We start from the raw sequence: 23602 nt of genomic DNA, 5'->3' as shown, positions 1-23602 counted from the left end.
GCGCCCGGTTAAGGTGATTGGATCGCGGCACTTATAATAATGGCTGGGACCCGGAATGCCGATTGAAGATCGTTACTCGCGCCAGATGCTTTTCCGCCCAGTCGGCGCCGACGGACAGCGCCGCCTGGGAGAGTCGCGGGTAATTGTGGTGGGATGCGGCGCGACCGGATCGGCGGTGGCGGGGCTGCTGGCGCGCGCCGGGGTCGGTCACCTGGGCATCATCGACCGCGATTATGTCGAGCCCAGCAACCTGCAGCGCCAGTCGCTATTCGACGAAGCGGATGCGGCGGAATCGCTTCCCAAGGCGGTCGCCGCGCAGCGCAAGATTGCCGCCTTCAATTCCGAGATCCAGATCCACGGCGAAGTCGCCGACCTGTGTCCGGAAAACATCGAGCCACTTCTGGGCAGCGCGCAGCTCGTGCTCGATGCCACTGACAATTTCGAGACTCGCTACCTGGTCAACGATTACTGCGTGAAAAAAAGCGTGCCCTGGATCTATGCCGCGGCGGTCGGCAGCTATGGCGTGACCATGAACATCCTGCCGGGCGAGACCGCGTGCCTGTCGTGCGTGTTTCCGGCGGCGCCACAAGGTACGGTCGAGACTTGCGACACCTCGGGGATCTTGAACTCGGTGGTCAACCAGGTGGCATCCATCGAAACGACGGAAGCCATGAAGCTGCTGGTGGGGGCGCGCGACAAAATGCGGCGCACGCTGCTCTCCTTTGACGCCTGGAGCAACGAGCGCTCGGAGATCTCGACCGCGCATCCGCGCTCCGATTGTCCCACCTGTGCCCGTCGCGAGTTCCCTCACTTGGCCGGAGAAGGACGCCCACACATCACGCTATGTGGACGGAATTCGGTCCAGATCCACGAGCGCCGCCGGCCGATCGACTTCGCCGAGCTGGCCACTCGCCTCTCCCCGCACGGAGCGGTGCGGCACAACGAATTCGTCCTGAAGTTCTGGCACGAGCCATACGAAATGACCCTGTTTCCCGACGGGCGGGCGATCATCAAGGGCACCACCGATACCGCCGCCGCGCGCAGCCTCTACGCACGGTATGTCGGCTGCTAGGCCGGCGCCAAAGCCCACCACGATTCCCTTGCGCCAGGCCGAATGTGACGAGCGCCAGCTATGACTCACGGGACACCCCGGTCGTCTGACAACTCCGGCAAGTTCTGGTATCTTGGTGCGTTCGCTGCACAATTTCAAAGGCATCCAGGAACAACCCCGGGAAAGACCTCCCCCGCATGACTGAACCCAAGACCCCCGGCCAGGCCCGTCCACAGCCCTCGCGTCTCTATCGCTGGTTGGTGCTGATCTTCATCAGCCTGGCGATGTTCGGCAATTACTACGTCTACGACGCGCTCAGCCCGGTGGCGGACCTGCTGAATCGCCAACTCGGCTTCCCCCAAACCTACATCGGACTGCTGCAAGGCATCTACAGCTTCCCGAATATCTTCACGGTGCTGATCGGCGGCGTGATCATCGACCGCATCGGTCTTCGCAAATCGACCCTGATCTTTGGAGTGCTGTGCTTCATCGGCGCGTTCGTCACCGTCATCAGCCCTCCGCGTTTTGTTGCGGCGATCGCGCCCGGCGTTGCCGGAACCGTAGCAGCTCCCTTCAGCTGGTTCAGCCAGAGTACAGGCGACTACATCCGGACGGCACTGTCGAATGACCGCCTGCTGGTGATGGCCTTCGGACGACTGATATTCGGAATGGGAGCGGAATCCTTGATCGTCGCGGTAACGGCGGCGCTGGCGAAGTGGTTTCGCGGGAAGGAATTGAGCTTCGCGTTCGGGGTGAACCTCATGATCGCGCGTCTGGGCTCGTTCGCGGCGCTCAATTCGCCGACCTGGGCACAAGGCGCATATTCCAACTGGCGCACGCCGTTCTTGATCGGCGTGGGCTTCTGCACGTTCTGCATCACCGGCGCCGTCGTTTACTGGGTGATGGAGCTCTATGCGGAAAAGCACTATGAGCTCGGCCACGCCTCTACCGATAAGGTGGTATTCAGGGACCTGTTTTCGTTCGGCACGTCGTACTGGTACGTCGTGGCCCTCTGCATCACGTTCTATTCGGCGATCTTTCCGTTCCAGACGTTCGCGGTGGAGTTCTTTCAAGATGCTCACGGAACCTCAAGGGCGTTCGGCGGTTTCCTTTCGAGCATGTTGACGCTGTTCGCCATGTTCGCCACGCCGCTGTTCGGGCTGCTGGTCGACAAGGTAGGAAAGCGCGCGTTGTTCATGATGTTCGGTTCGCTGCTGCTCATCCCGGTGTACCTCATCATGGGCTACACGCACGTCAGTCTGTACGTCCCGATGGCAATGATGGGAATCGCCTTCTCGCTGATCCCAGCCGTCATGTGGCCTTCGGTGGCTTACATCGTCGAGCAGTCGAAGCTGGGCACGGCATACGGTCTGATGACCATGATCCAGAACATCGGATTGTTCGGCTTCAACCTGCTGGTGGGTTGGGCTAACGATTACGGGGGAGCGAGCGCGCAGAACCCGGCCGGATACCGCCTGGGCATGCAGATCTTCTCGGTACTGGGCTTCCTGGGTATGCTGTTTGCCTTTCTGCTGCGGCAGCGGGAGACCGGGCCGCACGGCCACGGCCTGGAGACCATTACGACGGCTACAGGCGCATAATCGGGCGGGCCGGGCGACCGGGCAGGTAACAAAACGACTCATTTCACGGGCGGGGGTCTTTCTCCGGCGGTCGGAGTCCCAGGGTTAGTCCAGATTCCGTTGGCACTTACGGCTGCGTTCTGCAACGCATACAACGAGCAACTACCTAGCCGCATCTGACAGATTGCGGCCTGAAAAGGGCATTGACACAAGCAAGAAAAACGACAGCTTCCGGGCTCCCAGAGGCAGAGGCGATCAATCGGGCCAAACAGGGAGACGCGGAAGCATTCGAAGGCTTGTATGGCCTGCACAAGCGCCGTGTGTATTCGCTGTGTCTGCGCATGACGGGCAACACGGCGGAGGCCGAGGACCTGACGCAGGAAGCGTTCCTGCAGTTGTATCGCAAGATCGCGACCTTCCGCGGCGAGTCGGCGTTCTCCACCTGGTTGCACCGTCTGGCCGTGAATGTGGTGCTGATGCACCTGCGCAAGAAAGGCCTGCCCGAGGTTTCGCTCGAAGAGAGCCTGGAGCCGCAGCAGGAAGACGGGCCGAGGAAAGATATCGGGGCGCGCGACAACGTACTGGCGGGATCCATCGATCGGATCAACCTGGAACGGGCCATCCAGAGCCTGCCGCCCGGATACCGCATCATCTTCGTCCTGCACGACGTGGAAGGCTACGAGCACAACGAGATCGCCGGAATCATGGGGTGCTCGGTCGGCAACAGTAAATCGCAGCTCCACAAGGCGAGAATGAAGCTGCGGAACCTCCTCAAGCTGAACAGAGCCGAAAAGGCCGCACGACAGTGACAGGAGCGCTGACACGGGCGAGTTTTATAGGGGAGAGGATGCAGTCATGACATGCGCCGAATACCAGAAGGTGCTTCCCGACATCATTGACAGCGGCGGCAACGCCGAGGAGGAAGCACACAGGCAGAGCTGCCAGGTCTGCTCCGACCTGGTGGCCGTTCTCAAGTACATCGCCGAGCAGGCCAAGCTGCTGGAGCCGACCATGGATCCCGATCCCCGGGTGTGGGACAGGATCCAGTCTTCCCTGGAGGGAGAAGGGTTGGTACGTCCTGCCGGGACGGCCCGATTCCCCGCCCCAGTGGTCCTGATGCCGCGCCGTTGGGGATTGCCGGCAAGAGTGGCTGCGTTAGCCGCGGCGCTGCTGATCGTCATCGGGCTGGTCACCTACCGTAGCGTGACCAACCCAAGCGGGACCGAAACGGCTGCGGTGCCGGCGATGCACGCCCCCGCCGCGACTACCAAGGCGGCGGCCATCGACGATGACGACGTTAAGTTGCTGCAAGAGGTCGCGCATCGCGTTCCCGCTGTGCGGGCCAGCTACGAGGACAGTCTGAAGAGCGTGAACGCGTACATCGCTGACGCCAAGACGACACTGGCCAAGAACCCGGGGAGCGAAGAAGCGCACGATCACCTTATGCTGGCCTATGACCAGAAAGCCATGCTCTACGAAATGGCCCTGTCGCGGTCTTTGGAGTAACGAATCGGAGACCGGCGCTCTCGCTTAGCGGGCAGTCGGCCGGCACGGTGCAGGGGAGAGTCGGTATGTCAGCTGGAACACGCGTGAAGCAACTGGGCTTGGCCGTGACACTGGTGGCCTGCGCCACCTTCGCCGCCGACACCCAGAAAGAGTTTCGCTACAACGTGGGGAGCGGGGCCACACTGAACGTGGTCAACGAATTCGGAGCGGTGACGGTTCGTCCGTCGAGCTCGCGCCAGGTGGTCATCGGCGCCACCTCTCACTCCGACAAGGTCGAGGTCGATTCCACACAGACCGGCAACCGCATCGAGGCACACAGCCACCTGCTGGGCAAGCCCAGCGAAAGCGAAGCCCAGGTGGACTACGACATCCAGGTGCCGCCGAACATCATGCTCACGGTGCGCGCCGCCGGCGGGCCCATCCGGGTGGAGAAGCTGCGCAGCGACATGACGCTGGAGGGCGACACGGCACAGATCACGGTGCAGGATTGCAGCAATGCGCACGTACACATTCGCACGGTGACAGGGCCGGTCACGCTCAGCAATATCGGCAATGGGCACGTCGAGGTCACCAGCGTGAACGGCGACGTGCAGATGACCTCGGTCAACGGGCCAAAGGTGTCCGTCAACACCACCAAGGGAAACATCCGCTACAAGGGTGATTTCGCCGGGGGCGGAGACTACTCGTTCAACAGCCACGCGGGGGACATCGAGGTGTCGCTGCCGACCAGCGCATCGGTCGATCTCTCGGCGCGCTCGGTGGCTGGAACCGTCGAGCAGGACTTCCCTCTCCACCAAAAGTCGCACCTGGCGTTCCAGCCCAACCCGGGACGTTCCTTCGCCGGGACCTCCAACACCGGAGCATCATCGGTCCAGCTCCGCAGCTTCAGTGGTAAAATCCGCGTCAAGAAGCAGTAGCTCAGATTCCCAGAATTGCTGTAGAGACGCCCGGAAGGGCGTCTCTACGAAAGTGTTCTATGGGCAGGCACCGCGCGGTCTTCCTCGTCGGATTCATGGGTGCGGGCAAGACCAGCGTGGGAGAGCAACTCGCCCGCCGCCTGGGATGGCGCTTCATAGACCTGGATGACCGGGTCGAGGCGCGGGAGAAGCGGAGCATCGCCGAGATCTTCCGCGACTCGGGCGAGAGCGCGTTTCGCAAGGCAGAGACGGAGGCGCTGCGCGAACTGCTCGACCAGCTCGACCACGAGCGGCCAACGGTGGCGGCGCTGGGCGGCGGGGCTTTCGTGCAGGACGAGAATGCGTGGTTGCTGGCCGAGGCGGGCGACCCCATGGTGTTCCTCGACGCGGGCTTCGAGATCCTGCGGCAGCGCTGCGAGGCCATGGGACCGGCGCGTCCCTTGTTCGAGGACGAGAGCCGGTTCCGCGCATTGTTCGAGACCCGCCGGCCGCACTACCTGCGGGCCAACGTGCGCGTGGACACATCCAACAAGACGGCTGAGCAGGTGGCGGCCGAGATCATCCAGCGGTTGCAGCTGGGGAGGTAATGTGAAGCGGTCCGGTATCCTGGTGTTCGCGCTCCTGCTGTTCGCCTTCGAAGTTTGCGCTTATCCCAGCCCCAAGACACCTACGAAGAAGAAGGGCGAGACGAGCCAGGTCGTCGATGCCGGCTCGTTCGGGATTTTCATCGACGGGAAACGGGTCGCGACGGAAACATTCCAGATCCAGGAGTACGATGGATACAGCGTCACCAGCTCCGAACTCAAGATGGAGGACGGATCCAAGGCGACGCAGCAGGGAAAGCTCGAGGTCCTCTCCAACGGCAACCTGCGCAAGTACGAGTGGCACGAGCTGAGCCCCGGGAAAGCGCGCGCCACCGTCCAACCCAGCGAGCAATTCCTGATCGAGCGCCTGTCGACGGAGGGGAGCGACAAACCCATCGAACTGGCTTTCATCCTGCCGCCCTCGACCTCGGTGGTGGACGATTACTTCTTCAGCCACCGGGAAGTCCTGTTGTGGCGCTACATCGCAGCAGGCTGCGGCCAGCCTTCGCAAAACAACCAATGCCGGCTGGGGAAGTCCCAATTCGGCGTCTTCGTGCCGCGGCAGCAGACTCCCACGATGGTCACCCTCGAGTACAAGGGGAGCGAGAAGGTGCAGATCCGGGGCGCCGAGCGCCAGCTCGACCGCTTCGACCTGGACGCCGACGGATTGAACTGGTCGTTCTGGGTGGATTCGGCCGACCGTTACAAGCTGGTGCGCATCCTGGTTGCGTCGGAGAAGACGGAAGTGGTGCGCGACTAGCCGGGATCGTAGCCGGATCAGAAGGGCAGCGCGACGCCTCGAACCCGCTCCAATGCCGACTCGAATGCCGCCCGCTCTTCTTCCCTGACTGCCTGTCCCCGCCTTCGTAGCAGAGTGCGGTCGAGTCCGGCCAGATGCGCGATCGCGTACGCGCCGATGCGCGCCCACTGGCCAACCGCCTCCACGGCCGCCGCAGGCGCACCAAAGCTCTCTCGCTGACCCCACAAGAATCCCGCCAGTTCTGCCTTGCCGCGCGCGTAGCCGGGGAACGAATACGCCTGGACCTCACGATAAAAATAGAGCGGCTCAGGAAGATTGGCGAACCGGCTCTCGCGGAAGCTGGAGAACCATAGCTCCCAATCCTCGCAACGGCGGCTTCGCTCATTGTAGGGGTGCTTCTTCCACCACTGCGCGCGGCCCACGGCCGTGGCATGCGCCAGCGGGATCCCGCGCAGAGGCCGGGCGGTGATGGCCTGGTGTTCGGCGGGGAGCCGGCGCACGCTGATCGGCCGGTGCTGGGCATCGAAACTGATCAGCCCGCACCCGACGACATCCACCGCGGGATGATTCTCAAGGAAATCGACCTGGCGCTCGAGCCGCTCGGGATGCATCAGGTCATCGGCATCCATGCGCGCGACGTACTTCCCTGCGGCCAGCCCCACAATCTGGTTGAGGCGCGCACCGAGGCCGTGGTGCTGCCCGTCCATCAAGGCGCGCACGCGCGGGTCCCGCAGCCGCCGCAACAGTTCGGCGCCGCCATCGGACGATCCGTCGTCTACGGCGATCAGCTCCCAATCGGTCAATGTCTGCGCGAAGATGCTTCGCAGCGCGTCCTCGATGAATGGCGCGGCGTTATAGACCGGCAACCCGATAGTGACGGTCGGTTTCACTGAGCACTGGGAACCGCGTAGCAAGCCCTACCAGACGCGGCACGCCTTCTCGCGCACCATAGGCTGCCCGGGCTTGCAACGGAACGCTTCACGGAACTCGGGCATATTGGAAACCACGCCGTTGGTGCGGTACTTCGCGGGCGAGTGCGGGTCGATGGTGGCGCGCAGCCGCTTGATCTCGTCGCGCTCGTTGGTGCACCAGCTCTGGCCGTAGCCGATGAAGAACCGCTGCTCGGGCGTGAGCCCGTCGATGGGCTGGAGCTTCATGTTCCTGGTGTGATCTTTCCACGCCATCCACGCCAGCAGAAGACCGCCTAGGTCGGCGACGTCCTCACCTTCGGTCAGCTTGGAGTTGATCTTGATGTCGTCCACGATGGTGTACTGGGCATACTGGTCGACGATGCAGCCGGCGCGCTGTTCGAATGCCTTGGAATCCTGCGCCGTCCACCAGTCGCGCAGGTTGCCCTGGGCGTCGAACTGGCGGCCCTCGTCGTCGAAGCCGTGGGTCAGCTCGTGGCCGATGGTCCCCCCGGTGTTGCCGTAGTTCGGCGCGTCATCCATGCGCGGGTCGAAGAGCGGCGGCTGGAGCACGCCGGCGGGAAAATTGATGTCGTTCATCTGGGGGTTGTAGTACGCATTGACGGTCGGCGGAGTCATGTCCCACTCGGTGTGATCCACCGGCTTTCCAATCTTGCCCAACTGGCGGCGGAACTCGAACGCGATGCCCCGCTGCACATTGCCCGGCGCGTCTCCGCGGACGATGTTCAGCGCCGAGTAGTCGCGCCATTTGTCGGGGTAACCGATCTTATTGGCGACAGCGTGCAGCTTCGTCAGAGCCTGCTGCTTGGTGGCGGGCTGCATCCAGTCCAGAGACTTGACGTCGTCGTCCATCGCCTTCTCGATCTCTTGCACCATCCTCAGAGTGCGCTGCTTGGCTTCCGCACTGAAGGTGCGCTCCACGTAGGCCTGGCCGAGCGCCTCGCCGAGGTCGCGGTCGACCCAGCTCACACAGCGCTTCCAGCGCGGGCGCAGCTCCTTCGCCCCGGTGAGCGTTCTTCCGTAGAAGTCGAAATTCTCATTCACGAATGGCGACGACAAGTACGGAGCGCGCGAGTGCACCAGGTGCCAGCGCAGGTACGTCTGCCACTGCGCGAGGGACACCGTGTTCAGCTCGGCTTCCATCTGTTTGAAGAACGGCGGGTGGGTGACGTTCAGCGAGTTCGTCTGCCCGAGACCCACCTGTGTGAAATAGCGCGGCCAGGAGAACGAGGGCGCCAATGCCTGTAGCTCGGCGACGCCCATCTTGTGGTAGATGTTGTTCGGGTCGCGCCGTTCCACGCGGGTGAGCGACGCCTTGGCCAGCTCGGTCTCGATCTTCAGGATGACCTGCGCGTCGCTCGCAGCCTCTTGCGGACCTTCCCCAATGAGCTGGAGCATCTTCGTAACATGCGCCACGTAGGCGTTCCGGATCTCGACCGATTTGGCGTCTTCTTTCAGGTAAAAGTCACGGTCGGGCAGGCCCAGGCCGCCCTGGTCGGCCTGGGCGATATATTGGGTGGAGTCCTTGAAGTCCTGGCCGGAGCCAAAGGAGAAAAGCGTCGCCGTCGGCCCGTCGGTGTGTTCATCTCCGCGATGAAAGTCCGCCAGGAATTCCGGAAGCTGATCTTTCGACCGGAGTCCGGCAATCGTTTTCAGCTCCGCTTCGAGCGGCTTCGCGCCCGACGACTCGATCGCCTTCTCGTCCATGCACGAGGCGTAGTAGTCGCCGATCTTCTGCTGCACGGAGCTGCGCTTGGCATCGGGTATGGAGGCCTTCTCCAGGATGTCGCGCAGGATCAGCCGGTTCTCATCCTGGAGCTTGGAGTACGCACTCCAGTTGTACTGGTCGGGCGGGATAGGGTTGTTCTTCATCCAACCGCCGCACGAGTAGGTATAGAAATCCACGCAGGGATCGACCGTCTTGTCCATGGCGGAGACGTCCAGGCCCGGTGTGTAGGGCGGTTCGGCCTGCGCGGGAACCGGGCGACCGGCCTGGGCAAAGACTGGGATGGCGATTGCGAGACACATCGAAAAAATGAGTACAGTCCTGGGCGAGATCATGCCTGCTCTCTCCTGGTAGAACTCGCAATCCTACACGATTCCCGGCGCGGGAAGCCCACGGGGAGCGGATTAGCGCAGCAATCCGCCGCCGGAGAATGTATGCTGTCGGAAACCGCGGATCGCACCTCAGCATGGACGCAGTCACCCTAGAATCCGTGAGCAAGTTTTTCCGCCACCGGCCGGCCCTGTGGAACTGGTTTGGCTCCGAGCGCGTCGGAGTGACGTGCGCGGTGTTGCGCGTGTCGCTGCGGGCGGCGGCGGGAGACGTGCTGGTTGTGCTCGGTCCGAACGGCAGCGGCAAGACCACGCTGTTGAAGCTGGTCTCGACCATGCTTCTGCCCGACGAGGGCCGGGTGCGGGTCTGCGGCGCCGATACCGCCGGGGACACGCGCCAGGTGCGGCGTTCCGTTGGTTTCGCGGTGGCCACCGAGCGCTCCTTCTACCCCCGCCTGACCGCACGCGAGAACCTCGACTTCTTCGGCGCGCTGGAGGACATCCCGCGCGAGGAACGCCCGGAGCGCGTGCAGCGGGTGCTCGAGTCCTCCGGGCTGGCCGAAGTCGGCGACACCCTGGTGATGAAGTTCTCCAGCGGCATGTACCAGAGGCTGGGGATCGCCCGCGCGCTGCTGAAGCAGCCGGCCGTCCTCCTGCTCGATGAGCCCACGCGTAGTCTCGATCCCGGCAGCACCTGGCGGCTGTGGCAGATGCTGCGCCGCACCGCGGAGAACGGGACCAGCGTGCTGCTCGCCACGCATAACTTCGAAGAGGCGGTCACGGTAGGCCACCACGTGGTGGTGTTGCGCCACGGAGAAGTCGCAGCCGAGCGCCGGGTCGGCCATCAGACCTCGACCGAGGACCTGCGCACCTTCTACTTCCGCGAGATCGAGCCGGAAGGCGCCGAGGTCACGGGAGGCGTCGGATGAGCGGTTTGATCGACAAACTTGCGGCCATCCTGCGCCGCGACCTGCTCAGTGCCGTGCGCTACCGCAGCGCCTCCTGGATGTACGTGGGCGGCATGCTGGCGGAGATGGCGGCGTTCTATTACCTGGCGCGGGCGGTCGGACCCGGCTTCCGTCCCGACGGCGTAGAGTACTTCCCGTTCCTGCTGATCGGCACCGGTTTCTACGGGTTCTTTGTGGCGGGCGTGGCTTCGTTCGTGAATAGCATCCACGAGGCCCAGTTGACCGGCACCATGGAGGTGCTGATGACCACCTCCACCGCGGAGCCCGAACTGGTGTTCCTGACCGCGGTCTCGACCTTCTTCTCGCGCACGCTGCACCTGGTGTTCTACATCGTCGTGGGGATGCTGGTGTTCGGCGTGCCCCTGTCGACCCCCAACGTGGCCGCCGCGCTGGTGGTCTTCGCGCTTTCGCTGGCGGTAGCCGTGGCCGTGGGGATCGGGATCGCCGCGGTGCAGGTCGCCATCCAAAAAGGCGCTGGGATCGTGTGGCTGCTCAGCTCGCTGCTGTGGCTGCTGACGGGCGCCACCTTCCCCGTCTCCGCGCTCCCCGACCCGCTGCGGCGGCTGGGGGAGCTGGTCCCCATCACCCACTCGCTCGACGGACTGCGCCTGGCCTTGCTGCGTGACGCCGGTTGGCGGGAGATGAGCCGTCCCCTGGTCATCCTGGCAGCCTATGCCATCGTCCTGTTGCCGGTGAGCGTGTGGCTGTTCGGCCGTGCCCTGCGTTACGCCCGTCGTGAGGGGACGCTCTCTTACTACTGATCGAAAAGTGGTTAGACCTGCCGCTTTCGCGGTATCATACCTGCATTCAGGCAAGGCACACGCCGAAGGGTGTGGAGTGCCTTGCCGCCAATCGCTATGGGCAACGAAAAGAAAGAAACCAAAGCAACGGCGAAATCCGGCAAGAAGCCCTACCAGAAACCTTCATTCAAGCACGAGAAAGTGTTCGAGACCATGGCTCTCGCGTGCGGCAAGATCAGTCCCACGCAGGCAAGCTGCAAGGCCATTAAGAAGAACTCCTGAATTTTCCGTCGCCAAAGAAAAGCCCGGCATCTCTGCCGGGCTTCTTGTCTTTGCTGAGCTGCTGACTGCCAGCTGCCAGCTACTACAACGAACTCATATTGCTCAGGAATTCGCCGTTGGTCTTGGTCTTGCTCAGCTTGTCGATGAGCAGTTCCATGGCCTCGACGGGCGAGAGCGGGGTCAGCACCTTGCGCAGCACCCAGATGCGCGCCAGATCCTCCTTGGGGATGATGAGCTCTTCCTTGCGGGTGCCGGAGCGCTGGATGTCGATGGCCGGAAAGACGCGCTTGTCGCTCAGCTTGCGGTCCAGGATGACTTCGGAGTTGCCGGTGCCCTTGAACTCTTCGAAGATCACGTCGTCCATACGGCTGCCGGTCTCGACGAGGGCCGTCGCGACGATACTGAGCGAACCGCCTTCCTCGATGTTGCGGGCCGCGCCGAAAAAGCGTTTCGGGCGCTGCAGCGCGTTGGAGTCCACGCCGCCGGAGAGCACCTTGCCCGAGGGCGGCACGATGGTGTTGTAGGCGCGGGCCAGCCGGGTGATCGAATCCAGCAGGATCACCACATCGCGCTTGTGCTCGACCAGGCGCTTGGCCTTCTCGATCACCATCTCCGCCACCTGCACGTGACGCGCGGCAGGCTCGTCGAAGGTCGAGCTGATGACCTCGCCTTTCACCGAGCGCTGCATGTCCGTGACTTCCTCCGGGCGCTCGTCGATCAGCAGCACGATGAGCACGACCTCCGGATGATTGGTGGTGATCGAGTTGGCGATGTTCTGCAGGATCATCGTCTTGCCGGCGCGTGGCGGCGAGACAATCAGGCCGCGCTGCCCTTTGCCCAGCGGAGTGAGCAGGTCCATGACGCGGGCGCCGATATTTTCCTTCACCGTCTCCAGCTTGATGCGCTCCTGCGGGTACAGCGGCGTCAGGTTGTCGAACAGGATCTTGTTGCGCGCCTCGTCGGGCGACTCGAAGTTCACCGCCTCGATCTTGACCAGCGCGAAGTACTTCTCTCCCTCGTGCGGCGGACGCACTTGTCCGCTGACCGTGTCACCGGTCTTGAGGTCGAACTTGCGGATCTGCGAGGGCGAGACGTAGATGTCGTCCGGGCCGGGCAGGTAGTTATAGTCCGGCGAGCGCAGGAAGCCGTAGCCGTCGGGCAGGATCTCCAGCACGCCTTCGGCGAAGATGTGCCCTTCCTTCTCCGACTGTGCCTGGAGGATCTTGAAGATCAGGTCCTGCTTGCGGAGGCCGCTGGCGCCAGGCAGGTCGAGGGTGCGCGCGATGCGGGTCAGCTCCGTGATGTTCTTTTCTTTCAGTTCTGCGATGGTCATGCTCACCTACGGGATTGTTGTCCGGATTGAGGGGGGTCGGAAACGACCGGGTCGATCAAGACGAAATATGTAATCTTTGAATCGCGGCGCGGGCGCGCTGCGAAACCCTATTATGCAGCGCGCCGCTGTCCTTCAGAAACCTTAAACTGCGGGCCGGAACCCACAATGCGAGCGGGATCGTTGGCCGCCTTGCCGAACTTCTCCAGCACCTCATTCATAGTCTCCTGGATGCGGGTGCTGGGCTTGTGGAACTTGCGCGTCGCCTTCGACGCCAGCTGGCACAGAGTGTAGCGGTTGCTCACCGTACGCAGTGCCTCATGAATCAGATCAGAACGCATTTCCATGTGGTCTCCTACGATTGTTCGGTCTATTTGATCCCCGAGCCTTGGCGGTGGCTCGATTATTCTATCCTGAAACCCAGATTCGGCCGACATGTTGCTGAAAGCTGGTAAGTTGTTGGTTCTGCTGGCTTTCTGGGGAATCGAATACGGGACAATGCTATAGATGCCTTAACCGTATCCTTAGTTGCTCTTTTTAAGGGGATTTTACCCTACAGAAACATCGGCCCTCAGGGGGCACACTGGCAACCGAACGGGAATACCTTACCGGTAAAGGAGTTGGAGGTCAAGAAGAATCGTAAGCCCCACGGCGGCAGGTGCCCCACGCCAGACAGACACTACACCCAGTAGGTCCGGTCCAGGGTCCGGTCCTGGATGGCCTCGGCGATGTTGAGCGGCCTTGCGGGCGTGAGCGAAGCGGGAGCCCGCACGCGAAATCCTGAGCGAAGCGAAGGATCTCTAATCACACCCAATACGTACGGTCGAGCGTCCTGTACTGGATGGCTTCTGCGATGTGCTTGGGGTCGATGGCCGCGGCGCCCTCGAGGTCGGCAATGGTCCGCGCGACCTTCAATATGCGGTCATGGGCCCGGGCGCTGAGGCCCTGTTGCTGCATGGCGCGCTCCAGCAGGCGCTCGCAATCGGCCGACAGCTCGCAGTAGGTCCGGATCTGGCGCGATTGCATCTGGGCGTTGCAGTAGATGCGCTCCCCTGCCCCGGCGAAGCGCTGCAACTGCACCTGGCGGGCGCGGATCACCCGCTCCCGAATCTGCTCCGAACCCTCTGGGGCCGCCCCACTGCGCAGTTCTTTGTACTTCACCGCAGGCACGTCGATGTGGATGTCGATGCGGTCCATCAGAGGCCCCGATATCTTTGACAGGTAGCGCTGGATCATCGGCGGAGTGCAGTGGCACTCGCGTGAGAGGTCGTTGTGGAAGCCGCAGGCACACGGGTTCATGGCCGCCGCCAGCATGAAGCGCGCGGGGAAGGTCAGCGACATGGAGGCGCGCGCGATGCAGACGGTTCCGTCCTCCAGCGGCTGGCGCATGACCTCAAGCACGTTGCGCGGGAATTCCGGCAGCTCGTCGAGGAAGAGCACGCCGTTGTGGGCCAGCGAGACCTCGCCCGGACGCGGGATCACGCCGCCTCCGATCAGGCCCGCGTCGGAGATGGTGTGGTGCGGGGAGCGGAAGGGACGCGTCCCGACCAGCCCCGCGCCGGGATCGAGCACGCCGGCGACGGAATGGATCTTCGTGGTTTCCAGCGCTTCGTCGAACGTAAGGGGTGGAAGGATGGTGGGCACGCGCTTGGCCAGCATGGTCTTGCCCGAGCCCGGCGGACCGATCATCAGGATGTTGTGCCCACCGGCGCAGGCAACTTCCAGGGCGCGCTTGGCGGTGTACTGCCCGCGGACGTCGCGGAAGTCCACCGTGAAGTGCTGCGACTCGTTCAGCACGGACTGCGGGTCGATCTTCAACGGCGGGCTGCCGTCGCGTCCATTGAGCCGGTTGACCACGTCCATCAGCGAGCGCACGGGATAGACGGCGACGTCGCTGACCACGGCGGCTTCGCGCGCGTTGGCCTCGGGGACGATCAGGCCCGCGATCTTGCGCGAGCGTGCCGCGAGAGCCACGGGCAGCGCGCCACGCACCGAGCGCACGCCGCCATCGAGTGAGAGCTCGCCTACGAAGACGTAGTCGGGGATCTCTTTGCAGGCGAGCGCGCCGTAGGCCCCCAGGATGCCGAGCGCCATGGGCAGGTCGAAACCCGAGCCTTCCTTCTTGATGTCGGCGGGCGCAAGGTTGACCGTGATGTGCGTGGGTGGGATGTCGTAGCCGCAGTTACGCAACGCGGCGCGGATGCGATCACGGCTCTCGCGCACTGCCGCATCGGGCAGGCCGACGGTCAGGAAGTGGTCCTCGTTGGTCTTGATGCCGGAAACATCTACCTCGACGTCGATGATGTGCGCGTCGATGCCGTAGACGGCGGCGCTCAGGGTTTTGAACAGCATGGAACACATCACTGTACTCAGACCTTCCACCGCCATCTATGACCGCGCTCACAGGCACGTGTGAGCCGCTCACGTGTGCGATACTTCCAGCCCTCCTGCTTCATCTAAGGAGAAATGAGCGCCATGCCTGACACCATGCCGGACCGCGTAGCGGAGAAGATCCTGTCCCTGGTCGCGGCCATCAAACGATTGCCGCGCGAGCAGGTCCGACTCGACAGCTCGTTTGAGGAGTTGGGGATCGATTCGCTCGACGGCATGAACCTGCTGTTCGAGGTCGAGGGCGCCTTCGACATCTCCATCCCGGACGATCAGGCGAAATCGATCCGCAGCGTGCGCCAGATGGTCGAGGGCGTGAAGAGCATGCTCGCCGCGGCGGGACGAGCGGAAACCTGATCCATGCGCCGCGTCGCAGTCACCGGACTGGGAACCATCTGCGCCCTTGGGGCAACCACCGCCGACTGCTGGGCCGCGTTGCGAGAAGGGTGTAGCGCCATCCGCCGCATGGAGCTGGTGGATCCCAGCAGCCTTCGCTTCCAGAACGCGGCCGAAGTCCGCGGATTCGATCCCCGCAAGCATTTCACGGAAGAAAAATGCACCGTGCTCGACCGCTTCTCGCAGTTCGCGCTAGTGGCGGCGCGGCAAGCGATCAGCGATTCAGGCCTCAAGCTTGATGCCGCTGTCGGTGAGCGGACAGCCATCGTGACCGGTTCGTGCACCGGAGGCCAGTCATCGGAGGACGTTCAGTTCGCCGAGTTGTATGGAGCAAAGAGCAACCGCGTGCATCCGCTGACCATCCCGCGCACCATGGCGAACGCCGGCGCGAGCCACATCTCGATGGAATTCGGCATCACCGGACCGGCTTTCACCATCTCGACCGCGTGCTCTTCCGCGAATCACGCCATCGGAGAAGCATTCTGCATGGTGCGAGACGGGAGAGCAGAACTGGCGCTGGCCGGCGGCAGCGAAGCGCCGTTCAGCCTAGGGATGCTGAAAGCCTGGGAGGCGATGCGCGTGGTCGCGCCCGACACCTGCCGCCCTTTCTCCAAGGACCGGCAAGGAATGATCCTGGGGGAAGGCGCAGCCATGCTGGTGCTGGAGCCGTTGGAGGCGGCGCGGGCGCGCGGCGCGCGCGTGTACGGAGAGATCGTGGGCTTCGGGATGTCGGCGGACGCATATCACCTGACCCGCCCGTCTGCCGATGGCGCAGCGCGTGCTATGAAAGCGGCCCTGGCCGACGCCTCCATCGCGCCCGAGCAGGTCGGCTACATCAACGCCCACGGCACGGGCACGCCGCAGAACGACGTCGCCGAGACGCAGGCGATCCGCAGCGTCTTCGGCAAGCATGCCGACCGGCTGGCGGTCAGCTCCACCAAATCCATGCACGGGCACGCTCTCGGCGCGGCGGGCGCGCTGGAGGCGGCGGCGACGCTGCTCGCGTTGCACGAGCGCTTCCTACCGCCCACGGCAAATTTCACGACGCCCGACCCGCAGTGCGATCTGGACGTCCTGCCCAATCGCGGACGCGAGGCGGCCGTGGAGAGTGCGCTCTCGAATTCGTTCGCGTTCGGAGGCCTGAACGCGGTTCTGGCGTTCCGTGCGGCGCAGTAGGAGTCAGGCGCGGTAGGTCGGCGGGCGGACGCCGTTCATGCGCAAGTACACGACGGTCTGCCCGCGGTGGTGGGTGGTGTGGTCGAGGATGAAATCCAGCACCCGCCAACGCGCTATCTGCCGGTTGCCCAGGAAGCTGACACGCTGTCCGAGCTCGAACTCACTGAGCTTTCCCACGGCTCCCCCGACGTAGTCGAAGGACTGCCGCAGTTGCGAGAGCACCTCGGCGCGCGAGCGCACCTGTTCCTGCCCGGCTTCGCTGAGTGCGTTGGTCGGCCCCGCCTTGCCTTCGACGAATACCTCGTACACTCCGCGAACGGACTCCGCGATGTGCACCATGTGCTGGCCGAAGGTGCGCACCTCCTGGGCCGGGCGGAAGCCGTACCGGCTTTCCGGCATCGCCAAAGCACACTCGATGGTGTAGTCGCGCGAGAGTCCGAGCATGTCGGAGAAATCCGGCAGGTAGGTGAATAGCGGGACGAACACGGTCCCACCCTGGCGGCCCTGGCGGCCGGGGCGCTCGCCCTGCGCCCACATCTCTCCGGCACACAAGGCGACGGCGGCGAGACCGGATGTTTTCATCCACGCACGGCGGGAGCTGGCCATCTTAGGCGCACCTCGAGGGCGACATTCTATCGTACGCATCGCGGGCGGCGCCGGTTCCACCCTGAACGCGGTTTCGGGGAGTCGGCGAAAGCGGTACACTGGCGCGCGCATCTCCAGCGAGGCTGCGGAATGAGGGACGGGCTGGGCCGCCGGCTGGCGCGGTTCGAAGAAGCCAAGCGTCAGTACGTCCGGGGAGAATCCGCGACATTCGAGCCGCTGCTGCGCTCGCTCGGCCGCAGCCGCTTCCGTGACGCCGCTTCTCTCATCCGTTTTCACGACGCGCTGATGTTCCTGCGCGCCTTTCCCCCAAACGCGCGCACGGCCGGACTCGCCGACCGGTTGCTCGCGTCCTTCGCCGGCCGTGTGCAGAAGTTGCGCGCGGCGGGCGCCGACCTGAGCCCGTTCGAGCCGGAGGATGTCTCCGGCATCGCCGGCACAACGATCTTCGACACGTTCACCTATGAGGTGGCGCGCTGGCTGGCGCAGCGATACCACGGACAGGTCACCATCGACTGGGACGAGGAAGAACAGTCGGCGCGTCTGGCGGCCACCTTTCCCCGCTTCCTCCCCCTGCTCGAAGAGGATTCGCTGGTCGAGGCGGATGTTCCCTACCTCGCGTGGATGCACGCCGCCGACGGAGGGCACGACCTCCGGTGGCTCATGCGACGCCTCGAGGCGCTGCGCATCCCGATCGCCCAGAAGACCGAGATCTACGACGCGCTGGGCATCACACTGAACTGGGAACTGGGCGGTTCGCCGGCATCGCGGACGCTGGCGCGCTGGCCGGCGAAGCAGCACTTCTTCCACAAGGGCGGGTTCATCCAGCGGCGCGAGGTGTCGCTGGAGCGCGAGTTCGCGACGCCTGACATCCCGGTGCGGAAGCTCTCTCGCCGCGACGGCGAAAAAGTTATGGACATGGTGCGGACGTGTCTCACGCTCCGCTACCGCGAACTCTACGGCACCACGCGCGGAGACCCGGAGCAGGTGATCGAGGCGCGGCCGGGACGCGGCGTCAGTCTTTTTCTCTGGGGTCTGCCGCCCGACCGGCGTCTGCCGCTGCGTACGTACCACGCCGGCCTGACGGTGAAGAACGGTGTCCCCATCGGCTACATCGAAGACATCGGTCTGTTCGAGTGGGTGGAGGTGGGATTCAATACGTTCTACGCCTACCGCGACGGCGAGAGCGCGTGGATCTACTCCAAAATCCTGCACCTGTTCCACCAGCTATTCGGATACACGTGTTTCTCCGTGTATCCGTACCAGATCGGACAAGGTAACGAAGAAGCGATCAAGTCGGGTGCGTTCTGGTTCTATCGCAAGCTCGGGTTCCGTCCCGGCCGGCCTGAATTGCTGGCCCTGGCGGAGCGAGAAGAGAAAAAGATCGCCTTCGATCCGAAGTACCGCGCACCAGCGAGCGTGCTGCGAAAGCTCGCAGCGGGGCACATCTTCTACGAGATGTCGGGAACGCAGCGGGGACTGTGGGACCGCTTCTCCGTGCGCAATGTCGGCATGGCGGTGCAGAGGCGCATGGCCGCCAGATTCGGAGGCGATCCTGACGCAATGCGCTCCGCCGCTCGCGCCCGTCTCGCCCGCACGCTGCGCGTCGACATCGGTAGTTGGACTGGGGTCGAGCGCACCGCATTCGACAACATCGCGTTCGTGCTGGCACTCGTCTCAGGACTGGCTCGCTGGACAGACGCGGAGAAGCGCGCGCTGGTGCGAATCATCCGATCGAAGGTCCGCGCGGACGAAACCGCGTACCTGCGATTGCTGCGCCAGCACGCTAGATTGAAGCGCGCGATGCTGGCGCTTGGCACGAAGTGAATGCCGCTTTTGCACGAAAAATGTCGTCGATGCCTCCGGCGAAACCGAAAATCATCGACAATCACGCGAAGTACGTTCCTTGAAGTAACTACGTTGGTTCGATTTTTCTCTTGACATCAAATTTTAATGACTCTATACATTCAACAATCGCAACAAAACACCGTTGCACATCCATGAAGAATGGAAAGGGAGAATAGAAACCATGGCAACCAAGAAGAAGAAAGCAAAAAAGAAGAAACACTAAGCTCATGCCGAAAGGCATAAATGGGGACGCGATGAGCGTCCCCAGAGTTTTTGCGTCAGTTCCCGCCCGCGCCCAGAGCGCGCTTCTGTTCCGGCTCGCCGAGCTCTTCCGCACCGCCCGCCTGGTTCGCCAACCCGCTGACGCGCGTCTCCACCTTTCCTAGCTGTCTGGCGCTGTCGTCGAACTTCGTGCTGGCGTTCCGCAAATGCTTGCCGACGGTCTGGTACTCGTCGGCGAATTTTCCTAGCTCGACCCTCAGCGATTGGATCTCGCGCAGGATCGCCTCGGCGCGCTGGCTGATGCGCATGCCGTTCAGGCCGACCATGATGGTGTGCAGGTAGGCGTAGAGCGAGTTCGGCGACACCGGCATGACGTGCCGCTCGACCGAGTAACCGTAGAGATCCGATCCTTCCTCTTCGCGGATGACGGCTTCGTAGTACACGTTCTCGGCCGGCACGTACATGAGCGCGAAGGGCAGCGTCCCTTCGGCGGGGAGTATGTACTTGGTGGCGATCTCGTCGATGCGCTTCTTCACGTCCTTGATGAACTCGCGCCGCGCCGCTTTCTTCTCCAGGTCGGTTGCGGCATCCGTGATGCGGCGAAAATTCTCGAGGGGAAACTTGGAGTCGATGACGACGCTGCCCTGGGGGAAGAACAGCATCGCGTCGGCCACCTCGCCCGACTTGAACGGATACTGCATCTGGTACTGGTGCGCCGCGAACACCTGCTGCAGGAGAGCTTCGAGGCTCGTCTCTCCGAATCCGCCGCGTGCTTTGGGCGCAGTCAGCGCCCGCTCCAGGCTGGTGATGGACTTGGAGGCCTCGGCGAGGGCCCGCGCCTGTTCGCTCATCTCTCCGACCTGCTTCTGAAGATTCGCGAACGTGCTTTGCACGGTCGCGATGCGGGCGTTGACCGCCTCGGAGCTGGTCTGGACGGCGCGCGCGTTCTCTCCCAGGCGATCGCCGACGTTCTTGTTGATGGCCTCGAGCCGATTCGCGACTTCCGAGTTCACGCTTGCCAGCGCCGTCTGCACATTGGAACCGATCCCCTGCAACTGTTGGGAGAAGACATCGGTGATCTGCTTGATGGAGCGGTCTGTGGTCTCGCGCAGGAGGTTGACGTCGTTGCGGACAGCCTGGAGCACCTGGTCGTCGGCGCCGGATGGTCGGCGAAGCACGGCGACTAATGCGATGGCCGCGATGATCGCGGCAAGGACGGCGATGATGGCGATTACGGTAGCGGGCATCAGTTGACTCCGGTTGCGCTGGCGGCGCCAAGAGTAATCAGTTTCTCCTCAGTGGCAGGACACAGGGTTCGATACGCGCACCAGCGACAGTGGAACCCGGTCCTGGGGTCGAATTCTCCACGAGCGATCCCATCTGCCGCCTCTTCGATCTGCTCACGGGCGTGCGCCAGTGCTTTCGTGTCACGGTTGGTAACAACCTCTTCCCCGTTCTGCACGTTGACGAAGGCGATGCTGTCCACCGCATGGCCGAGTTGTCCAGCGGCCATCGCGTAGATGGAGAGTTGCAAGCTCTTATCCGCGTGATCCTGGCGGCGCGGGTTCCCCGTCTTGTAATCGACGATGCGCACCCGGCGGCCGACAACCGCGTCGATGCGGTCCATACGCCCGCCGATCTCCAGGTTTCCGAGCTTGAAGCGAAATGTCTGTTCGGTAGCGAGCACTTTTGAACTCCCCCTGGGATAACGAGCGACGAGTTCGCGCAACTGCGCGACGCCGCGGCGGCCATACAGCGCATGCTGCTCGGGATCGTCGGCGCGAACTTTTGTCCACTCGGCGCGGAAGGCCTCGACGACCTGGTCGACTGTCATCGTGATGCGGGCATGCGGGTCATAGTAGTCCTTCAGCACTTTGTGCACCGCGTTGCCGAACTGGACCGCCGCAGTGGGTTCCCCTGGAATAGCCCAGTCGCGGTCCAGCTTATAGCGCAGAGGACACTCGTGGTAGGTCTCCACCGAATGCGCGCTGAGCACCACGGCATCTTTCGGGCGGGGCGGCAACATGAGCCACTGCCCGATCGCTGATGCCGGAGCGGCACTCGCCTGGATGTCGATGGTGTACGGACGGGCGTCGCGGCTCTTGATGACTGGCAGACCTCGTAACGCGCCCAACAGCGGACGCAGGAGCCCGGGTGGCGTTTTGTCGCGGCCGATCCCCTGCTTTCCATAAAGCGCGAGGGTGTCGCGGGCGCGGGTCATGGCAACGTAGAACATCCGCCGCTCCTCCTGATCGTGCGCGGATCTGCTGTCTGCGGGCGCGGGGAACGAGAGCAGTTCCTCAGGAAAATCGAGAAGCGGCGGACCGTAGCGCAATGGGAAGGAACCCGAAGTCGTGCGCACGACGAACACGTGGCGGAATTCCAGGCCCTTTGCGCTGTGAACGGTCATCAGCCGCACCGACGTGCGGTCGCCCCGCTCGAGCTTTTCCTGCTCCTCTTCGCTGCGCAGCGGAATGTAACCACCGGCTTCTTCGAAATATTCCATGTAAGCGAGGAATTCGCGCAGATCCTTGCGCCGGCTTAGTGGCTTGTCCTTCCAGGCTTCGATGAAGTTCCGAAATGCGATGACTGCTGCGGACGAGCGGTCGAAGTGGAACTGTTCGACACACCAGCTCACGACGGCGCTGATGACCCGATCACGCGAGAATGCCCGCGCTTTATCGATCGCGGTCAATACGGCCTGGCCTTGCGAAAACGACGACAGGATGCCGGTGAAACTCATCTCGCCGGCAGAGGCCAGACGCCGGCGCAATTCTTCCGGCCGGATGGCGAATATCGTGAACGACGCGACTCGAAAGAGGCTGCCGCTGTCGCCTGGCGAATCGATGGCCCACAGGAGCGCGAGCAGGTCTCGGACGTCTCCAGTGTCCTGCACGTCGACGCCCTTGACGATGTATGGGACCCCCCGCTGGGCCAGTTCGGCGATCAGGTGGCCGCGATGGCCGTGGAGGCGGTAAAGAACCCCGAACCAGGGCTTCGCGCCGGAATGCTCGCGCATTGCCGGATCGTCTCCGTATTGCCGGTTCAGCTCGCGGATCCGCTCGGCGATGTCGGCAGCTTCCTGTTCGGCAGCGGTCCACGGCACCACTTCGACGGGTGTTCCGGGCGGGACCTGCCCCCGCGCACGCTCCGCCTCGTCGCGTGCGGAGACAAGCGGCGCCCGACCGTACGATTTACCATTTCCCACAAGGACGTTGACCGCCGGGTTCTCGCGTATGAGCTCGAAGGAGCAGTCCAAGATCGGTCCGCGGGAGCGCTGATTCTCTTGCAGGACGACCCCGCTCGTGTGCGGAAAGACGTCGCGGAATTGATCGAACGCTGCGCTGGAGGCGCCCCGGAAGCGGTAGATCGCCTGGTCTGGATCGCCGACCACGAACACGTTGGCCTTGTTGCCGCCGAGCAGGTGGATCAGGCGAATCTGCGTGGCATTGCAGTCCTGGAATTCGTCAACCAGGATGAAACGCGCCCTCCCCCGACACTCCTCCAATAGCGCCGGCCGCTCTTGCAAGAGTGCAAGGGCGTGCGTGATCTGCAGGCCGTACGTCCCAAGTCTTTCAGCAGCCAGCATCTGCTCGACTTTTCGGTAAACCTTTGCGATCTCCAGAAGTCTTTCCAGCCGCTGCTCGGGTGGCAAGTCTGCAAACTTGCGGCCCACCGGCGGGACCGGCCTTTCGCCGCGCGAGACTCGGTCAACGTAAACCTGGTACGCCGCCGCGTCGACGTTCTCATCGTTGCAGCGATCGAAAAAGCGGATGAGATCTCGGAGGAATTCTCCCAGGTCACTAGGCTTGATAAAGTGTTCAAGTTCCAGTTCTTGGATGCGCTGACGCAGGAAGATCCACAGATCCTCGCGGCTAAGCGGCTCGAATCCTCGGCCCGCAGCCTCCAGCACCGCGGCACAATACGAGTGGAAAGTCGAGGCGATGATCTGCTGGGCGGCGAATGGGCCGATCCTGGCGGCGACGCGTGTGCGCAGCTCTTCGGCGGCATTGCGCGTGAACGTGACTGCCAGGATCTGGTCCGGGAGAGCATGCTGATGCTCGATAAGGTGCGAGATCCGTTCGGTTAATACGGTGGTCTTGCCGGTGCCGGCGCCGGCCACCACCAGCATGGGGCCGTGCACGTGCTCGACAGCCTTGCGCTGTTGCGGGTTGAGCTCAACGTCTTTGCGGGAATCAGACACTGCGCGCGTGCAATCGCCTGGGGCAGAACATTATGTGAGACTCCGGCGCGGGCGGCAATGAGG

General features: G+C 63.3%; 20 protein-coding genes and 1 pseudogene. 13 read left to right on the top strand and 8 right to left on the bottom strand.

Going from position 1 to position 23602, the window contains the following annotated elements:
- Positions 1 to 55: 55 nt before the first annotated feature.
- The 7 genes from LAN37_08695 to LAN37_08665 all read left to right on the top strand — a co-directional run bounded on the left by LAN37_08695 (position 56) and on the right by LAN37_08665 (position 6398).
- A complete protein-coding gene (locus tag LAN37_08695) occupies positions 56 to 1072 on the top strand; it encodes a ThiF family adenylyltransferase (GenBank protein ID MBZ5647284.1) in 1017 nt (338 codons plus the stop codon).
- A gap of 176 nt (positions 1073 to 1248) precedes the next feature.
- Positions 1249 to 2652, top strand: coding sequence for an MFS transporter (locus LAN37_08690; protein MBZ5647283.1), 1404 nt, complete (start codon positions 1249 to 1251; stop codon positions 2650 to 2652).
- 182 nt (positions 2653 to 2834) lie between these two features.
- Positions 2835 to 3440 carry a sigma-70 family RNA polymerase sigma factor gene (locus LAN37_08685; protein MBZ5647282.1) on the top strand — a complete coding sequence of 202 codons (606 nt, stop codon included), beginning with the start codon at positions 2835 to 2837 and terminating at the stop codon, positions 3438 to 3440.
- 46 nt (positions 3441 to 3486) lie between these two features.
- Positions 3487 to 4137: a hypothetical protein gene (locus LAN37_08680; protein MBZ5647281.1), complete on the top strand. Its 651-nt coding sequence runs from the start codon at positions 3487 to 3489 to the stop codon at positions 4135 to 4137.
- A 65-nt stretch (positions 4138 to 4202) separates the two neighbouring features.
- Positions 4203 to 5054 (top strand): DUF4097 domain-containing protein, encoded by an 852-nt coding sequence (locus LAN37_08675; GenBank protein MBZ5647280.1) that lies wholly within the window; start codon positions 4203 to 4205, stop codon positions 5052 to 5054.
- A 59-nt stretch (positions 5055 to 5113) separates the two neighbouring features.
- Positions 5114 to 5641 carry a shikimate kinase gene (locus LAN37_08670; GenBank protein MBZ5647279.1) on the top strand — a complete coding sequence of 176 codons (528 nt, stop codon included), beginning with the start codon at positions 5114 to 5116 and terminating at the stop codon, positions 5639 to 5641.
- 1 nt (position 5642) lies between these two features.
- On the top strand, positions 5643 to 6398 hold the full coding sequence (locus LAN37_08665) for a hypothetical protein (GenBank protein ID MBZ5647278.1): 756 nt from the start codon (positions 5643 to 5645) through the stop codon (positions 6396 to 6398).
- 17 nt (positions 6399 to 6415) lie between these two features.
- Here the strand turns inward: LAN37_08665 and LAN37_08660 are convergent, their stop codons facing one another.
- Together LAN37_08660 and LAN37_08655 are read right to left on the bottom strand one after the other, a co-directional pair.
- Entirely contained in the window at positions 6416 to 7288 is an 873-nt protein-coding gene (locus tag LAN37_08660) for a glycosyltransferase (GenBank protein MBZ5647277.1), read from the bottom strand.
- Between the two features lie 27 nt (positions 7289 to 7315).
- Positions 7316 to 9355 (bottom strand): M13 family metallopeptidase, encoded by a 2040-nt coding sequence (locus LAN37_08655; protein ID MBZ5647276.1) that lies wholly within the window; start codon positions 9353 to 9355, stop codon positions 7316 to 7318.
- 188 nt (positions 9356 to 9543) lie between these two features.
- Between LAN37_08655 and LAN37_08650 the strand changes: the two genes are divergently transcribed.
- The 3 genes from LAN37_08650 (at position 9544) to LAN37_08640 (ending at position 11372) form a co-directional block, all read left to right on the top strand.
- On the top strand, positions 9544 to 10311 hold the full coding sequence (locus LAN37_08650; GenBank protein ID MBZ5647275.1) for an ABC transporter ATP-binding protein: 768 nt from the start codon (positions 9544 to 9546) through the stop codon (positions 10309 to 10311).
- Positions 10308 to 11111 carry an ABC transporter permease gene (locus LAN37_08645; protein MBZ5647274.1) on the top strand — a complete coding sequence of 268 codons (804 nt, stop codon included), beginning with the start codon at positions 10308 to 10310 and terminating at the stop codon, positions 11109 to 11111. The genes LAN37_08650 and LAN37_08645 overlap by 4 nt, the downstream gene beginning before the upstream one ends.
- Positions 11112 to 11192: 81 nt before the next feature.
- Complete coding sequence (locus tag LAN37_08640) at positions 11193 to 11372, top strand: hypothetical protein (GenBank protein ID MBZ5647273.1); 180 nt, start codon at positions 11193 to 11195, stop codon at positions 11370 to 11372.
- An 82-nt stretch (positions 11373 to 11454) separates the two neighbouring features.
- Here LAN37_08640 and rho read toward each other — a convergent pair whose 3' ends face one another.
- The 3 genes and pseudogenes from rho to LAN37_08625 all read right to left on the bottom strand — a co-directional run bounded on the left by rho (position 11455) and on the right by LAN37_08625 (position 15054).
- Positions 11455 to 12705 (bottom strand): transcription termination factor Rho, encoded by a 1251-nt coding sequence (gene rho, locus LAN37_08635; protein MBZ5647272.1) that lies wholly within the window; start codon positions 12703 to 12705, stop codon positions 11455 to 11457.
- Between the two features lie 194 nt (positions 12706 to 12899).
- Positions 12900 to 13043: pseudogene (locus LAN37_08630) on the bottom strand (DNA-directed RNA polymerase subunit omega).
- Between the two features lie 463 nt (positions 13044 to 13506).
- A complete protein-coding gene (locus LAN37_08625) occupies positions 13507 to 15054 on the bottom strand; it encodes a YifB family Mg chelatase-like AAA ATPase (GenBank protein MBZ5647271.1) in 1548 nt (515 codons plus the stop codon).
- Between the two features lie 114 nt (positions 15055 to 15168).
- Between LAN37_08625 and LAN37_08620 the strand changes: the two genes are divergently transcribed.
- The gene (locus LAN37_08620; GenBank protein ID MBZ5647270.1) at positions 15169 to 15447 is read left to right on the top strand and encodes an acyl carrier protein; all 279 of its coding nucleotides are present in this window, start codon (positions 15169 to 15171) and stop codon (positions 15445 to 15447) included.
- Positions 15448 to 15450: 3 nt separating this feature from the next.
- Positions 15451 to 16662, top strand: coding sequence for a beta-ketoacyl-[acyl-carrier-protein] synthase family protein (locus tag LAN37_08615; GenBank protein MBZ5647269.1), 1212 nt, complete (start codon positions 15451 to 15453; stop codon positions 16660 to 16662).
- Between the two features lie 3 nt (positions 16663 to 16665).
- Here the strand turns inward: LAN37_08615 and LAN37_08610 are convergent, their stop codons facing one another.
- Entirely contained in the window at positions 16666 to 17244 is a 579-nt protein-coding gene (locus LAN37_08610; GenBank protein MBZ5647268.1) for a DinB family protein, read from the bottom strand.
- A 153-nt stretch (positions 17245 to 17397) separates the two neighbouring features.
- Here LAN37_08610 and LAN37_08605 point away from each other — a divergent pair, with 153 nt between their 5' ends.
- Positions 17398 to 19092 carry a hypothetical protein gene (locus LAN37_08605; GenBank protein ID MBZ5647267.1) on the top strand — a complete coding sequence of 565 codons (1695 nt, stop codon included), beginning with the start codon at positions 17398 to 17400 and terminating at the stop codon, positions 19090 to 19092.
- Between the two features lie 299 nt (positions 19093 to 19391).
- On the opposite strand, the gene LAN37_08600 is transcribed toward LAN37_08605, so the two are convergent.
- Both LAN37_08600 and LAN37_08595 read right to left on the bottom strand, forming a co-directional pair.
- A complete protein-coding gene (locus LAN37_08600) occupies positions 19392 to 20582 on the bottom strand; it encodes a DNA recombination protein RmuC (GenBank protein ID MBZ5647266.1) in 1191 nt (396 codons plus the stop codon).
- The gene (locus LAN37_08595) at positions 20582 to 23539 is read right to left on the bottom strand and encodes an ATP-dependent helicase (GenBank protein ID MBZ5647265.1); all 2958 of its coding nucleotides are present in this window, start codon (positions 23537 to 23539) and stop codon (positions 20582 to 20584) included. Before LAN37_08595 ends, LAN37_08600 begins: the two co-directional genes overlap by 1 nt.
- Positions 23540 to 23602: the final 63 nt, after the last annotated feature.

The organism is Terriglobia bacterium (assembly GCA_020073495.1).
Taxonomy (GTDB): Bacteria; Acidobacteriota; Terriglobia; order Terriglobales; family Acidobacteriaceae; genus JAIQFD01.
Note: the sequence above shows the minus strand (reverse complement) of the source record. Positions and strands in the feature narration are given on the sequence as shown.

Coding starts and splice junctions, on each gene's coding strand:
- LAN37_08620 (MBZ5647270.1), top strand. CDS start 15,169: ATGAGCGCCATGCCTGACACCATGCCGGACCGCGTAGCGGAGAAGATC.
- LAN37_08690 (MBZ5647283.1), top strand. CDS start 1,249: ATGACTGAACCCAAGACCCCCGGCCAGGCCCGTCCACAGCCCTCGCGT.
- LAN37_08695 (MBZ5647284.1), top strand. CDS start 56: ATGCCGATTGAAGATCGTTACTCGCGCCAGATGCTTTTCCGCCCAGTC.
- LAN37_08675 (MBZ5647280.1), top strand. CDS start 4,203: ATGTCAGCTGGAACACGCGTGAAGCAACTGGGCTTGGCCGTGACACTG.
- LAN37_08645 (MBZ5647274.1), top strand. CDS start 10,308: ATGAGCGGTTTGATCGACAAACTTGCGGCCATCCTGCGCCGCGACCTG.
- LAN37_08655 (MBZ5647276.1), bottom strand. CDS start 9,355: ATGTGTCTCGCAATCGCCATCCCAGTCTTTGCCCAGGCCGGTCGCCCG.
- LAN37_08605 (MBZ5647267.1), top strand. CDS start 17,398: ATGAGGGACGGGCTGGGCCGCCGGCTGGCGCGGTTCGAAGAAGCCAAG.
- rho (MBZ5647272.1), bottom strand. CDS start 12,705: ATGACCATCGCAGAACTGAAAGAAAAGAACATCACGGAGCTGACCCGC.
- LAN37_08670 (MBZ5647279.1), top strand. CDS start 5,114: ATGGGCAGGCACCGCGCGGTCTTCCTCGTCGGATTCATGGGTGCGGGC.
- LAN37_08600 (MBZ5647266.1), bottom strand. CDS start 20,582: ATGCCCGCTACCGTAATCGCCATCATCGCCGTCCTTGCCGCGATCATC.
- LAN37_08610 (MBZ5647268.1), bottom strand. CDS start 17,244: ATGAAAACATCCGGTCTCGCCGCCGTCGCCTTGTGTGCCGGAGAGATG.
- LAN37_08680 (MBZ5647281.1), top strand. CDS start 3,487: ATGACATGCGCCGAATACCAGAAGGTGCTTCCCGACATCATTGACAGC.
- LAN37_08625 (MBZ5647271.1), bottom strand. CDS start 15,054: ATGCTGTTCAAAACCCTGAGCGCCGCCGTCTACGGCATCGACGCGCAC.
- LAN37_08615 (MBZ5647269.1), top strand. CDS start 15,451: ATGCGCCGCGTCGCAGTCACCGGACTGGGAACCATCTGCGCCCTTGGG.